The sequence below is a fragment of the Paenibacillus sp. WG02 genome, from assembly GCF_055396115.1.
Genome location: NZ_AP036016.1, coordinates 6,543,950 through 6,557,021, shown reverse-complemented (window position 1 = coordinate 6,557,021; position 13,072 = coordinate 6,543,950). Strand labels below are relative to the sequence as shown.

Below are 13,072 nucleotides of genomic sequence, written 5' to 3'. Positions count from 1 at the left end.
TCCTGATGTCGCCTAAGTCGATCATAATCATGGTGCTTGGATTGCTGCTATTGTACGGATTGTTCACCATAGGTTTGCCATTCTTACTAGCGCTCGTGACAGCTATTTTCTTGGACCCTTTAACCGTGCTTCTCATGCGTGCTGCCAGAGTGAACCGATTAATTGCAGCTACAATCATTTGTACCGTGTTTACGCTGCTGACGCTGACCTTATTTTATTTCATTGGGTTAAATGTCGTCACAGAGCTCATTGACCTAGGCCGCAAAGCGCCAAATTATATGGATGAAGTGAATAAGTACATGGATCAAGCTGTAGACCGCACACAGTTGTTCTATGATTCTTTGTCACCAGATATAGCGGCACAAGTGCAAACTTGGTTGGCAAGCAGTACGGAAACCTTAACCAGAGCGTTAACCAATGCATTAAGCGGTATTTCTGGCTTCTTTTTAAATATAGCTGGAAAAATCCCGAATTTATTTATTTTAATGCTCATGTATGTCATTGCTTTATACTTGTTTATGTTTAGTTTACCAAAGCTCAGGTTGTCTTTTCTGTCCATGTTTGAAGAGTATTCCAAAAGAAAGATGGAAAACGTGCTGACTTACCTGCGGGAAGCTATTTTTGGCTTCATTCGAGCGCAGCTTATCATGGCCGTGTTGACCTATTTGGTCACTTTTGTGGGCTTATTGGTCTTACGAGCAGAATATCCGCTAGCCATTTCCTTATTAGTGATGGTTATGGAGTTCGTTCCTGTGATTGGCACCGGGCTAGTGTTTATTCCATGGCTAGTCTATCAACTGCTGATTGGACACACCGGAATGGGTATAGGTTTATTAGTCCTATTCCTTGTTTTGACGATATTCCGCCGCATTGTAGAGCCTAAAGTGCTCAGTGATGCTGTAGGAATTAATGCGCTTGCTGCTCTGATCAGTTTGTACGTTGGCTTCGAGTTATTAGGAATAACAGGTCTCTTTCTAGGGCCGTTGGTTGTTATTATTTATCAAGCTATGCGTAAAGCTGGCCTGTTGAACTTAAATATTAAGCTGGACTGAGCCACAGTATATGAACAGGGTGGTAGGGTATGAAGTTAATTTTATTTGATTTGGATGATACGCTGTTTGACTTCTCAAGTACGTGGAATGTCGTGATGAAAAAGATGTTTGCGGAACATGAAGTGACCAAAGAGTATGACAACGAGACGTTCTTCACGGCATTTCAAAAGAAAAGCGACGAGCTATACTACCTGTATGAGCAGCGCATTTGCACGGTTGAAGCATATCGTAACCGAAGGCTGATCGAAACATTAGCTGATCATCAGTACACGATGTCGGAAGATGAGGCAGATGCTTTCAACCTCCAATACATCCAACAATATGCAAATAGCTTAGCGCCCGATCCTCACGTGCTGGAACTGCTGATGAAGCTTAAGGAACGCTATAAGCTAGGAATCATTACGAATGGACCCCACGATATGCAAGAGGGTAAAATAATGCGTTTAGGTCTGAAGGAATTGTTTCCTCCCGAGCAGGTGTGGATCTCTAATGTCGTTGGAATGGCTAAGCCTGATCCGCGAATTTATCAACTGGCGCTTGATTATTTCAATGTGCTGCCAGAGGACACCTTATTCGTAGGTGACAATTGGGAGGCAGACGTAGCTGGCCCTCTGCAAATAGGCATGAAGGCCGTTTGGCTCAATAAATATGGTAAAACGCCTCCTTCCTCCGATAAGAAACCGTTAGCGATCGTTAGTCAGCTTCATGAACTTATTCCTTATCTAAATTAATGCGTCCTCGATAGCTGCTTCCAAAATAGAAGTCCCTGCTTTGTTGCCAAATGGCAATGCGGCAGGGATTTTTTTTCAATATCTGGACGATTGATTTCATCGTAGCCGTCAACGTTTAACCCATCAATATTGAAATGTTGGAAACATGTGATTTTGGCCAAGTCATGCCGCATATAACGAGCATATAGGCCTTTGTCGCTAGGTAGATTTCATTTGCTCCCAGTACTGAAGAGGAGGAGAGATAAGCATATGCATATGCATTCGCAATTTAAAAGATATTACCCATTTATCGGTCCCTTTGATCCTTGTCCACCCATTCGAGTGAAGCTTTATAACACAGCGCCTCAATTATATATCCACTTTCAACCGCCGGGCTTGCCACAGTATAGCCCCTATGAAGCACTGAAAATAGGAACGCTCTGGCCGGCGCTTTACGGGCCTTATGAGTCTAAAGCGGTAGAAGGAGGCCCATTGACATGAGTGAACCCATGTTGCCAGACTCGTATTACAGACAGCTTCACGATCTGCAAGCCGTAGATTTCGTCTTAGTGGAGCTGACGCTGTATTTAGATACTCATCCTGATGATCTGGGTGCCATTCAACAATACAATCAATTCGCACAAAAGAGGAAACAAATTGCTGGACAGTTTGAAATGGAATTCGGCCCCCTCATGCATTTCGGTCAAAGCTTTACCAAACACCCTTGGCAGTGGTGTGAACCTCCATGGCCATGGCAAGTCTGAGAAGGAGGAGAGCGCATGTGGATTTATGAAAAAAAGCTGCAGTATCCGGTCAGAGTCAGTAAGTGCGACCCTCGGATGGCTAAACTGCTCCTTGAACAATATGGGGGTGCTGACGGGGAGCTTGCTGCGGCATTGCGATACTTAAATCAGCGGTATACGATCCCAGACAAGGTGGTGGGGCTGTTAACAGACATTGGGACAGAGGAATTCGCCCATTTAGAAATGATTGCAACGATGGTTTATAAGCTTACTAAAGACGCAACCATCGATCAACTGAAAGCCGCGGGTCTGGATGACCACTATGCAGCACATGACAGAGCGCTCTTCTATCAGAGCGCATCCGGTGTACCTTGGACGGCTACCTACATACAAGCCAAAGGAGACCCTATCGCGGATCTCTATGAGGACATTGCCGCCGAGGAGAAAGCAAGAGCGACCTATCAATGGTTGATTGATCTAACCGACGATGTTGATCTGCAGGACAGTCTAAAGTTCCTCCGAGAGCGGGAGATTGTACATTCCCTGCGTTTTAGAGAAGCTGTTGAGATTTTGAAGGACGATCGGGAGGCACAGAAGGTTTTTTAAGCAGGTAGTGAGGACGAGGACGTCGAGGTCGAAAGAATTGGGGATACAAAAAGCGGGCCGAGAGGGCCTGCTTTTTGTTTATGCAAGAAAGCGCGGTATCCGAGCCTATTCGCCAATTCTGAGTATCATCCTCGGCTGAAAGGGATAAGAGGCTATCCTTTTTAATTGTTCCTGGCTGCAAACAAGCCTAAGAATTCCTTCAGCGCTATCGTTGTGGTGGATAAGCCGCTGGAAGATGGAACGAATTTGCTGATACTAAGCTGCTGATTTTGCTGGGAAATATAGTCGGTAGGGTAGGGGACTACGTCAATTTTGAGTTTTTGGAATTGCTTCACAGATCGAGCCATGTGGAAGGCTGATGTGATGAGAATGGGAGCCTTCCAGCCTTTTTCGCTGAGAATAGCTGTTGTATTCACAGCATTTTCCTCGGTATTGCGACTCTTATCGTCCATGGAAATGGACGATTCGGGAACGCCAAGCGCGAGAAGGTGCCGTTTGGCAATCTGAGATTCATTGCCTGTGTCAGGAAACACTTGACCGCCAGATAAAAGAATAGGCAGCTTTGTGCTTCGGTATAGCTCAGCAACGGTTAATACACGCGCGGCTGTGTTCCCTGTCAGATATCCCTCCCCTTTGGTAAGAGGGTCAGCATGATCTAGGGTGGCGCCTCCAGTTAGTAGAACTAGTACATCGCCAGACACTATAACTGGTGGTGTGTACCTTCTTTCAATAGAATTTAGTAACGTATTGCCGAAATAAGGCATAGAGGATACGCCTAGAATTAGTGCGGATAGGCCTACTAGTAGCGTACCGAGGTACTCTTTTTTTTGCTTCAGCCATAAAGCGACAGCCAAGAGAAGAAGTATGATAATTCCAGGAGGGAATAATAGGGTGTAAACGATTTTTATCAAATAAATCATGTCAGGCGTCAAACCCTTTCTTGTACGAGCTCAAGTATGGTGTTAGGGATTTTCGACAAATGTTGGTATTTTCCTGCCAATTTACATGAGCTTCAAAGAAGTGAGATGAAAAAGCCCCGTCTTCGCAATTAGAACGAAGTCGGGGCTAGTATTTTAGAAACATTCAGCTTTACGTGAGGGCTGAAGGGCTATCTTGGTTACCAATGTTGTATATTCTACAACAATTCACACGCCAAAAGGCTATTTTGCAACTTGAAGTTGCATTTTGTACAACATTTTGAGCTCATTTGATGCGAAATGGTCTATATTGGGCCAAATTGTTGTACATGATGCAACAATGAAGGGAGATAGGCGAGATTTAGGCATAAATTGTTGCACTCTCTACAACATCATTCAACAGCTAATATGAATTCAATCATCCAGCAACCTAAATTCTGCATATAAGACGATTGATCCCGATTTAAGACAAAACAATGTAGAGCAAGATTGGTCGAATGAATCGACGGTCTCCATTAGCCAACTTAATCTGTCATTTCTTTGCCGCGAACCCAAACATGTTCGAGCTCTAAATCAGGGCTGACAAGCAGCAAGTCAGCCTGCTTGCCCTGCGCGATCGAGCCGTGCGACGCCTCGAGGCGCAGCAGCCTCGCAGGATTGCCGCTTGCGAAGCGGCTCGCGTCTTCGACGCTGACACCGACCTCGCGCACCATATACCGGAGCGCCTCGATCATCGTCAGCGTGCTGCCGGCGAGCGCGCCGCCTTCCGTCAGCCGGGCTACGCCCGACTGTACGGTCACGGCTTGCCCGCCAAGCTCGTACTGCCCGTCGCCGAGTCCCGCGGCTGACATGGCGTCCGTTATCAGCAGCAAGCCATGCGGCTGCTTCACCTTAGCCAGCAGGCGAATCGCTGCTGGGTGCACGTGGTGCCCATCAGCGATCACTTCGCCGCTGATGCGTTCGTCGGTGAGTATCGCACCGACGGTTCCAGGTTCGCGATGATGCAGCGGCCTCATCGCGTTGTAGGTATGCACCGCATGCGATAGCCCCTCACGAACCGCCGACTGAATGTCGGCATAGGTCGAGTCGGTATGGCCGCAGGCGGCAACGATGCCATGGTCGCGCAGCCACGCGATCATCTCAAGCCCTCCCTCGCGTTCGGGGGCGAGGGTTAACTGCTTCATGAGCTGCGGATAGCGCTCGTGCCAGTCTTCGATCCAAGACAGCTGAGGCGGTACCATGAGATTCGGATCTTGCGCGCCCGCCCATTTGGGTGAGATGAAAGGACCCTCCAGATGTACGCCGAGCAGCTGAGCGTATGGCATCTCCTGGCTCTTATAGCGGTCCACTTCACCAAGTACCCGGTCAATCGCATCTCGAGTCGCTGTCATCGTTGTAGCTAGCATGGAGGTTGTGCCGTGTAAGGCATGAAACCGAGTAATAATGTCAAGTGTCTCTGGATTCGCATCCATGAAATCGGCGCCGTATCCACCATGAACGTGAACATCGATGAATCCTGGCAACAACCAGCTTCCATGGGCATCGACGAACTTAGCGGCAGAACTTGCAGCGGACGGGTCCCATTGCGACATTTCGCCAACAAAAGCGATAAAGCCATCCTTCACATGAAGGATGCCTTGCTCGATGATTCCCTGCTCAGTTACGATCTTTGCTCCCGAAATCACATGTTCACTCATTCAAAAAGCCTCCCCGCCTCAGCATCAAGAAGTACGACAAGGTGTGGGTGAGTTTGCAAAAGAGTTGCCGGAATTTCCGTTGTAATTGGACCCGTAAGTGCGCGATGTACGATTTCAGCTTTATCGGCTCCACGAACGATCAACAAGATCGTTTTGGCTTTCAAAATGGTGCCTACTCCCATGGTTAAGGCATGAGACGGAACTTCGTTTATGGAGTTAAAGTAACGTGCATTCGCTTCGCGAGTCTCCGCTTTTAATTCTACGCGGTGTGTACCGCTGATTAAGGAATGATCGGGCTCATTGAAACCAATATGTCCATTATGGCCTAGGCCAAGAATTTGCAAATCGATCTGCTTCGCTTCATCCAAAAGTTGATTGTAACGCTCGCATTCCGCCTCTAGATCCGCTGCATTTCCGTTTGGGATATGGCCTTTAGCAGCAGGTAAGTCGATATGTGCGAATAAATGCTGCTGCATATAAGCGTGATAACTTTCGGGGTGATCTACGGGTAAACCGCAATATTCATCCAAATTAAAGGTAGTGACGGATTTAAAGCTAACTCGTCCTTTATCGTAAGCTTTAACTAGCTCCTCATAAATGCCCACAGGTGTTCCACCTGTAGCTAGCCCCAATACCGCTTTAGGCTGCATTTGCACAAGCGAGGTAATAATGCCGGCTCCAGCTTCATTCAACTCTTGTTGATTTTGAAAAATATGAAGATTCATGATCGTCTTCCTCACTTTCATGGACAAGTTATCAATTCGGATACTTCTAAGGAATGAACTATTTTTTGATCAATTATGAAGTATTTTTGCAAAAAAGTATCATTTTTAAAACAAATTACTCTCATTTCAATCATAACTGAATTTATTCTTATCGGCAACAGGCTTTTTCCCAAATCTGATGATTGACTTACATGGGTATGTTTGCCATTCTTATCTAAGATCATTTCAATCATTTTCGATAACTTAATGGAGAAGGAGCATGAGAATGAGTAATCAGAGCAAACAACCCGAAGCGATGCTTTTTGACTTGGATGGAACCTTATTTCAGACGGAGACCTTACTTCTGCCTGCTTACCATAAGACGTTCGATGAGCTTCGAGCCAAAGGCCTTTTTACTGGGGAGACTCCGCCGGAAGAAAGAATCCTAGGGGCGCTAGGCATGCTTCTTGAGCACATCTGGGAACGGGTAATGCCGAATGAGCAGCTTGCAACTCGTCTGGAAGCAGACAAACTACTGATTAAATATCAATTGGAGGGACTGCAGCAGGGGCAAGGCGATCTATATAAAGGAGTGGCTGAAACCTTACAAGTATTACACAGTAAAGGAATTCGTTTATTTGTCGCAAGCAATGGACTCGAAGATTATGTGCGGCATGTTATTGAAGCCAAAGGTTTAGCGCATTTATTCGAAGGATTGTACAGTGCAGGACAATATCGAACGAGATCCAAGGTGGATTTAGTAAAAATACTGCTGGAAACACATCATATCCAATCTGCATGGATGGTTGGCGATCGCTCCTCTGATGTGGAAGCAGGACTCCAGAATAACCTAACCGTAGCCGCTTGCGATTATGCAGGTTTTCGAGAGTCGGGAGAGCTGGAGGGTGCGCATATACGTATCTGCAGCTTCGCTGAACTGCTTGAATATTGTAATTAAGCGTAGGCTGTCGCAAATATGGGGAGTTGGGCATACACTGTAGAACTTTGATAGATAAAGGGTGCTGATCAGAAATGCCTTCTTTTATAGGAATATTCAATGTTATTAGGAATGAAGGAAATCTGGTGAATGGCGACACTGCTGTCATTGCTCCGACATCCGCATCCAAAACCTATACAGGTGCAGGCGGCGGAATAACGGGAGATTTCGGGGTATCCAATTCGCTGTTTAGTGCAACGATCACGTTTGACCCGGATGTAGTAGATGCAGGCGCGAACAAAGTCGCAACAGGGACATAGCTAGCAGTTAGACAATCATTCGTTAGATCGATTCAGGCTCATGTGATGCTGAGCAGATGAATCGATCTTTTTTTTGCATGAGCTGTATTGACATCAGCCTGTTTTACTCACTATTATGTATATATGAGTAAATACTCATATATTAAATGTCACTCATAAATCAAATAGCGGCACAACATTCTAAAGGGTTGAGACACAGGGAGGGAATTCTATGCAGCATCATGAGTCTGAAGTACAATCACATCAACACAAAGATCACGCTAATTGCAGCGGTCATGTAGGTCATCAAGGGCACGATCACACTCACCATGGGCATCATCATGGACATCATCACCATGGTCACAGCGGGAATAAACAAGGACTCCTTATTGCGCTATGTATAACAGCGAGCATCATGATTTTAGAGTTCGTAGGCGGATTATGGACCAATAGTTTGGCGCTTCTCTCTGATTCTGGCCATATGTTAAGTGATGCTGGTCTCTCTTGTATTAAGTATCACCGCCCTTTGGTTCGCGGCCAAGCCATCTTCAGCTAATAAATCCTATGGTTTTCATAGAATTGAAATCTTAGCGGCTCTCTTCAACGCTGTCACGCTTTTTGTAATAGCCGGGCTCATTATCTGGGAAGCAGTTGGGCGATTTATGGATCCTCCTGCTGTTGCCAGTGGTTCAATGATGCTCATTGCTTGCGTCGGTTTAATAGCTAATTTACTTAGTGCTTGGGCACTTATGCGCAAAGGGGATGTGCATGGCAATCTCAATCTGCGCAGCGCATATTTGCATATCCTAGGTGATGCTTTAGGCTCTGTAGGGGCTATTTTAGCCGGTGGGGTTATGCTGATCTTCGGTTGGTATGCGGCTGATCCAATTATTAGCATCCTTGTGTCTCTATTAATACTTAAGGGGGCTTGGACCGTCCTGAAATCGACGATTCATATCTTGATGGAGGGCACTCCCGCCGCTGTTTCTTATGAAGATGTCAAACGCGTACTTGAGGGCATTGATGGTGTTATCAATGTTCATGATTTACATATTTGGACGATTACTTCAGGGCTTGATTCTCTGAGCTGCCATATACTCATTGCGGACGATCGTGATAGTCAGGTAGTCCTTCAGGAAGCTATTCATCAAATAGAGGAACGATTTCATATCACTCATGCTACTATTCAAATTGAAAACTCAACTAACGCCCATCCAGAACTAAAAGTATAGCTAAAGCAAAACACGAAGGAGGGATGATAATGGAAAAAATATGGATAGAAGCAAGTGAAGGCGAGGACACATGTGCTTGTACAGGTGTTGACTCGGTACAGCTTAGTCAGGAAGCTCAAATTACGGAGGAGCAGGCGGTAGGGATTGCGGAGGTATTCAAAGCTTTAGGCGATCCGACCAGGGTTAAAATGATCTATTACCTGCTGCAAAGGGAGCTATGCGTGCATGATCTTGCAACGCTGCTTGCGATGGGGCAGTCGGCAGTCTCACATCAGCTTCGCTACTTGCGGGATCTGCACATTGTCAAAAGACGCAAAGTGGGAAAAACGGTTTTTTATTCGCTTGACGATGACCATATTGAGCAAATTTTTGTTCAAACTTTGGGACATCTTCAGCATATGTAGGCCGGAAGCTGGCTATAGCCTTTAGCTGACGCTTCCGATCGTTTACGTTAAGATTCGGCTTGTTTGTCTTCGGTCTTTTCTTCTTCTTTTTGTTCTTCTCTTTTTATTTTCTTCTGTTTCATCATCCAGACAGCATATTCAAGTGGCCTTGTAACCGCCTTCTGATAAACCGAATGTTGGCCAATTTTGCGAAAAACTTCTCGTGATGGTTTAGGATTGACTTCAAGCAGCCAAACATGACCTTTGGGATCTACGGCAATATCCATGCCTAACTCGCACAACTTACCGAATTTCGTTTCCAAATAATTAGCGAGCGTAAATGCGAAGCTGTTCATCTCTTTTTTAATTTCATCCATTTTTGCTTCAGAAGTAAAACGGTAGGCTAACAATTTATCCTGGGTTACCGCACTTCCGCCGCCATGAAGATTCGAAGTGATGCTGCGTTGAGGCCCAATACGGCCCGCACACCCTGTCACTTCCCACTCGCCATTGCCATTTTTCTGTATCAGCAAACGATAATCATGCACACGACCATCTCTAAGAGTTAAGTGGATTCCTTGCTGCACCACATAATCTGGGCTCAATTTCAGGGTATGCAGCTTGATCGCAAGCTGTTTTTCCGTAGCGCGGAATGGAGCGATGATAGTTCGCTGCTGGTTCCTTCCTTGCAATAGATAAAGATCTGAACCGAGCTGTTCAATTCGTAATATTCCTCTTCCACCCGTGCCATTCTTCGGTTTTACGTAGATTAGCTTATGCTTCTTTAGAACTTTCAGCAGCTCCTGCACAGAGCTAAATCGTACTGTAGCTGGTAAATAGGGGCGGATGCTCTCATTCTCTGAAAGGATTTGATGCATCGACCATTTGTTAGCTAAAGGTTTACTTAAATAGATAAGTTTGGCATGTCGATTACGAAATGCTTTAAGCATCTGATAATTGGCTGCCGCTTTATACCGGCAGCGATCATAAATAACAGGGGGGAAAGAAGTTCGCTTCCGAATCCATTTCCCCAGACCGGAATCATAAGTCAACGTACGAACGGCGTTGTCGCCTTCGACGTCATCCGGTGTAAAGATCTCAACTTGAACACCAAGTTTCTTTCCTTCCTTACTTAGCCGCTGAAAGTAAGAAAGCTCTTCGAGCCGAGACTTACTTAAATAGATAGCGAGTACGCCCAGTCGTTTCGAAGACAAGCATAATCACCTTCTTCTCCCATTATTAATCAGGTAAAGGCTGTAACGGATAATGCGTTCAAGGGATTTTTGACGAATTTTTGGCTCATCGAATTTCATTGGTTTCGAATTAGCTTCGAAGAACCAGATATGACCAGCGGTATCGACACCAATGTCCATAGACATTTCGCCTAGTTGATTGCCGGATGACTTCTCAATTTGTTCAGCGAGTGTTACAGCGGCTTTGCGAACTCGCTTCAAAATTTTGTTGGCTTCCGTCGCACCAAACACACTCGCAAGCAGTTTGCGCGGCTCGTCAATGGATCCGCCCCGTGGTACATGAGTCGTGATGCTGGCTCTACCCGCTACACGAGCTCCAATACCTGACACACTCCAGACACCTTTGGACGTCTTCTGGACCAAAGCGCGTAAATCGTAAGCGCGCTCTTTGTATCTCGTTAAAGCGATACCTTGCTGCACGATGTAGTCATGGGTGCCACGGTGTTTATTCCATTCATTCCAAAGTTCATCTGTGGAATTATGGTAACTATAAGCCATCTTCTTATCATCTTGGCGGCTCAGCCGATAATTACGGCGGCCATTTACAGTTGTTAATCGATCAATGCGCATAATGCCTCTTCCAGCTTTACCTTTTACTGGTTTTAAGTAGAGAACGGCATGTTTACGCAATAGCTGAGTGAGATCATTAGCCGAGTTCAATTGCTGCGTATCGGGCATGTAAGGTTTGCTTTCTTTGGCACTGCTTAACCATCCGAACAAGGTCCATTTGTTGAAGAAGGAAGGATTAAATAACTGAATGCTGGAGCTGCGATTGCATGATTGAATGGTCTGCTGGACTTCAGGCTTCATTTCCATCTTGCGATAGGGAATACGATTGTATACAACTTGTGGAGCGGGAACGAGTTCCCTGCTCCATTTTTTGGTTTCTTGATTAAAGCGATAGCCATATATTTCAGGGCTGGTTAAGTTGAAGTCCTTCGTAGTCACGATGTAAACATCAACACCAAATCGTTCGCCAGTTTGAATTAAATCCCGGAAATTGTCCAGATTGCCGCGAAATACACGATTACTATCCTTTACTGTGAGAATGGCAAGAGTAGGCATTTGTCGGATCTCATGAAGGAAGAAGCCCATTAATTTTCCCTCCTAGAGCGGAAGCGACTCAAAAAGAGGCAGTGCTCATATATATTTTGTAAGGTGGCAGTGTCTCCTTCTTTCAGCGAGGGGTGTTTGAAAATGGATCTCCCGGTTTAGCATTAGCTTCGAACATCCAAATATTTTCGCTCTGATCAATACCTATATCGAAACCAAGCTCACCAAGCAAATGATTATAGTTATTCTCAATGCCTTCGGCAAGCTTAATGGCTGCCTCCTTGGCATTAGCAAGTATCTGCTCTGCACGAGATCCGTAAATTTGACGAAGCACCTGTTCGGGTGTCATCAATTGACCGCCATTGCGGATATGGGTTGTGACGCTGCCTTTCCCGGATTTCTTTGCGCCGATCGCAGCTACGACCCAACTGTTATTGCCGTTCTTCGTTAAATGGAAGCGGAAATCAATAGGGCAGCTGTCAATTTCAATGAGACGTATGCCTTGCTGTGCGACATAATTCGTGAGGCGGCCACGTCCAGTTCCAAGCATTTGCATTAAGCCTTCGAATTTTCCGTAACGGATGAGAACATTTTTACCGCCTTTGCGGTACCGAACAAAGTAACCTCGTTTGGGATTGTACGTTACGCGGAAAATACCGATACCTAAGCTCCCTGCCGTGGGCTTCAGGTAAATGAATTTATGTTTATCAAGCATTTCTTTAATTTGATCAGCAGACGGATTGATCCGGGACTCTGGGACGAAACGGAAAGCATCATCACCATCTAACATTTTGTAAACATCCCATTTATCAAAAAAGCTCCAGTTAAAGAGGGGAATTCCTCTGCGTACAAATCGTTCCTTAAAGCCCTCAATCCCTGCGGATTTCTCAGCTTTACGGCTGGACAGACGATTATAAACGACATCAGGCAAAGGAAATGTTTTACGAGTCCAGCCTCCATCTTCTTTTGGGATAATCCCAGTAACGGTTTCTTGGATCCAGTTCACACTACTTGGGCTAAAAGCAAAAATAAAGGACTTATTAGAGCCGGTATTCATAATTTGGCGAATGAATCCGGTTTTTGTACCAAATGGAGATGAACCGCTCACTACGTTAGTTAAGATACCGATAAGTGGACCGATGCGAAGTTCTTTATTACTGTTATTGGCGACTAATACACTCCCTATTCGAGGAATGCGTAAAGAAGCCATCAGGGAAAGCGGTATATACATATGCTGACCACTCTTCTTGATCAAACGAATCGGTAGAGTTGAGCTTTTGCTGCCGACCTTTACAGTAATCGATTTATTGCCGGTTAACCGTAAAGCTTTGACGAGTTCACTTGTTAAGTAGACCGATCTATCTGTTCGTTGTACGGCGTGGAGCATACACGTTGTCAAACTCATTAGGTTACCCTCCTAAACTTGTTGCCCTACGGGCTTTCCGTGTCAAAGCAGGCAGACATAACCTTCTGCCTGCTCGGGCAC

Annotated in this window: 13 protein-coding genes and 2 pseudogenes; 9 read left to right on the top strand and 6 right to left on the bottom strand. The window is 45.5% G+C overall.

Translation table 11 applies throughout. The features are described from left to right. The first annotated feature begins 5 nt into the window (after nt 1–5). The 5 genes from ytvI to ACBP55_RS29745 all read left to right on the top strand — a co-directional run bounded on the left by ytvI (nt 6) and on the right by ACBP55_RS29745 (nt 3,111). Nucleotides 6–1,052 (top strand): sporulation integral membrane protein YtvI, encoded by a 1,047-nt coding sequence (ytvI, locus tag ACBP55_RS29765; RefSeq protein ID WP_029194375.1) that lies wholly within the window; start codon nt 6–8, stop codon nt 1,050–1,052. Between the two features lie 29 nt (nt 1,053–1,081). Then, entirely contained in the window at nt 1,082–1,783 is a 702-nt protein-coding gene (locus ACBP55_RS29760) for an HAD family hydrolase (protein ID WP_464646805.1), read from the top strand. Between the two features lie 255 nt (nt 1,784–2,038). Then, the gene (locus ACBP55_RS29755; RefSeq protein WP_464653440.1) at nt 2,039–2,263 is read left to right on the top strand and encodes a spore coat associated protein CotJA; all 225 of its coding nucleotides are present in this window, start codon (nt 2,039–2,041) and stop codon (nt 2,261–2,263) included. Beyond that, nucleotides 2,260–2,526: a spore coat protein CotJB gene (locus ACBP55_RS29750; RefSeq protein ID WP_464646803.1), complete on the top strand. Its 267-nt coding sequence runs from the start codon at nt 2,260–2,262 to the stop codon at nt 2,524–2,526. Before ACBP55_RS29755 ends, ACBP55_RS29750 begins: the two co-directional genes overlap by 4 nt. 15 nt (nt 2,527–2,541) lie before the next feature. Beyond that, nucleotides 2,542–3,111, top strand: coding sequence for a manganese catalase family protein (locus ACBP55_RS29745; protein WP_464646801.1), 570 nt, complete (start codon nt 2,542–2,544; stop codon nt 3,109–3,111). 161 nt (nt 3,112–3,272) lie between these two features. Here the strand turns inward: ACBP55_RS29745 and ACBP55_RS29740 are convergent, their stop codons facing one another. The 3 genes from ACBP55_RS29740 to nagB form a co-directional block, all read right to left on the bottom strand. Then, nucleotides 3,273–4,031, bottom strand: coding sequence for a YdcF family protein (locus ACBP55_RS29740; protein ID WP_464646799.1), 759 nt, complete (start codon nt 4,029–4,031; stop codon nt 3,273–3,275). 521 nt (nt 4,032–4,552) lie between these two features. Then, nucleotides 4,553–5,725 carry an N-acetylglucosamine-6-phosphate deacetylase gene (gene nagA, locus ACBP55_RS29735; protein WP_464646798.1) on the bottom strand — a complete coding sequence of 391 codons (1,173 nt, stop codon included), beginning with the start codon at nt 5,723–5,725 and terminating at the stop codon, nt 4,553–4,555. Beyond that, complete coding sequence (gene nagB, locus ACBP55_RS29730; protein WP_464646796.1) at nt 5,722–6,450, bottom strand: glucosamine-6-phosphate deaminase; 729 nt, start codon at nt 6,448–6,450, stop codon at nt 5,722–5,724. The genes nagA and nagB overlap by 4 nt, the downstream gene beginning before the upstream one ends. Before the next feature lie 265 nt (nt 6,451–6,715). Between nagB and ACBP55_RS29725 the strand changes: the two genes are divergently transcribed. From ACBP55_RS29725 to ACBP55_RS29710, 4 genes and pseudogenes are all read left to right on the top strand, one after another. After that, nucleotides 6,716–7,387, top strand: coding sequence for an HAD family hydrolase (locus ACBP55_RS29725; RefSeq protein WP_464646794.1), 672 nt, complete (start codon nt 6,716–6,718; stop codon nt 7,385–7,387). A 74-nt stretch (nt 7,388–7,461) separates the two neighbouring features. Further along, nucleotides 7,462–7,686 carry a spore germination protein gene (locus ACBP55_RS29720; protein ID WP_173187223.1) on the top strand — a complete coding sequence of 75 codons (225 nt, stop codon included), beginning with the start codon at nt 7,462–7,464 and terminating at the stop codon, nt 7,684–7,686. A 211-nt stretch (nt 7,687–7,897) separates the two neighbouring features. After that, a pseudogene (locus ACBP55_RS29715) lies at nt 7,898–8,897 on the top strand (cation diffusion facilitator family transporter). A gap of 29 nt (nt 8,898–8,926) precedes the next feature. Beyond that, nucleotides 8,927–9,301, top strand: coding sequence for an ArsR/SmtB family transcription factor (locus ACBP55_RS29710; protein WP_464646792.1), 375 nt, complete (start codon nt 8,927–8,929; stop codon nt 9,299–9,301). 47 nt (nt 9,302–9,348) lie between these two features. On the opposite strand, the gene ACBP55_RS29705 is transcribed toward ACBP55_RS29710, so the two are convergent. From ACBP55_RS29705 to ACBP55_RS29695, 3 genes and pseudogenes are all read right to left on the bottom strand, one after another. Further along, complete coding sequence (locus ACBP55_RS29705; protein ID WP_464646790.1) at nt 9,349–10,494, bottom strand: YheC/YheD family endospore coat-associated protein; 1,146 nt, start codon at nt 10,492–10,494, stop codon at nt 9,349–9,351. A gap of 6 nt (nt 10,495–10,500) precedes the next feature. Then, entirely contained in the window at nt 10,501–11,628 is a 1,128-nt protein-coding gene (locus ACBP55_RS29700) for a YheC/YheD family endospore coat-associated protein (RefSeq protein WP_464646788.1), read from the bottom strand. Then, nucleotides 11,628–12,991, bottom strand: a pseudogene (locus ACBP55_RS29695) (YheC/YheD family endospore coat-associated protein). Before ACBP55_RS29695 ends, ACBP55_RS29700 begins: the two are co-directional and overlap by 1 nt. Between the last annotated feature and the right edge of the window lie 81 nt (nt 12,992–13,072).

What these genes read in the sequence shown, in the direction of transcription:
- ACBP55_RS29750 (WP_464646803.1), top strand. Translation starts at nt 2,260, where the DNA reads ATGAGTGAACCCATGTTGCCAGACTCGTATTACAGACAGCTTCACGAT.
- ACBP55_RS29760 (WP_464646805.1), top strand. Translation starts at nt 1,082, where the DNA reads ATGAAGTTAATTTTATTTGATTTGGATGATACGCTGTTTGACTTCTCA.
- ACBP55_RS29710 (WP_464646792.1), top strand. Translation starts at nt 8,927, where the DNA reads ATGGAAAAAATATGGATAGAAGCAAGTGAAGGCGAGGACACATGTGCT.
- ACBP55_RS29740 (WP_464646799.1), bottom strand. Translation starts at nt 4,031, where the DNA reads ATGATTTATTTGATAAAAATCGTTTACACCCTATTATTCCCTCCTGGA.
- ACBP55_RS29745 (WP_464646801.1), top strand. Translation starts at nt 2,542, where the DNA reads ATGTGGATTTATGAAAAAAAGCTGCAGTATCCGGTCAGAGTCAGTAAG.
- ACBP55_RS29725 (WP_464646794.1), top strand. Translation starts at nt 6,716, where the DNA reads ATGAGTAATCAGAGCAAACAACCCGAAGCGATGCTTTTTGACTTGGAT.
- ytvI (WP_029194375.1), top strand. Translation starts at nt 6, where the DNA reads ATGTCGCCTAAGTCGATCATAATCATGGTGCTTGGATTGCTGCTATTG.
- ACBP55_RS29755 (WP_464653440.1), top strand. Translation starts at nt 2,039, where the DNA reads ATGCATTCGCAATTTAAAAGATATTACCCATTTATCGGTCCCTTTGAT.
- nagA (WP_464646798.1), bottom strand. Translation starts at nt 5,725, where the DNA reads ATGAGTGAACATGTGATTTCGGGAGCAAAGATCGTAACTGAGCAGGGA.
- ACBP55_RS29700 (WP_464646788.1), bottom strand. Translation starts at nt 11,628, where the DNA reads ATGGGCTTCTTCCTTCATGAGATCCGACAAATGCCTACTCTTGCCATT.
- ACBP55_RS29720 (WP_173187223.1), top strand. Translation starts at nt 7,462, where the DNA reads ATGCCTTCTTTTATAGGAATATTCAATGTTATTAGGAATGAAGGAAAT.
- nagB (WP_464646796.1), bottom strand. Translation starts at nt 6,450, where the DNA reads ATGAATCTTCATATTTTTCAAAATCAACAAGAGTTGAATGAAGCTGGA.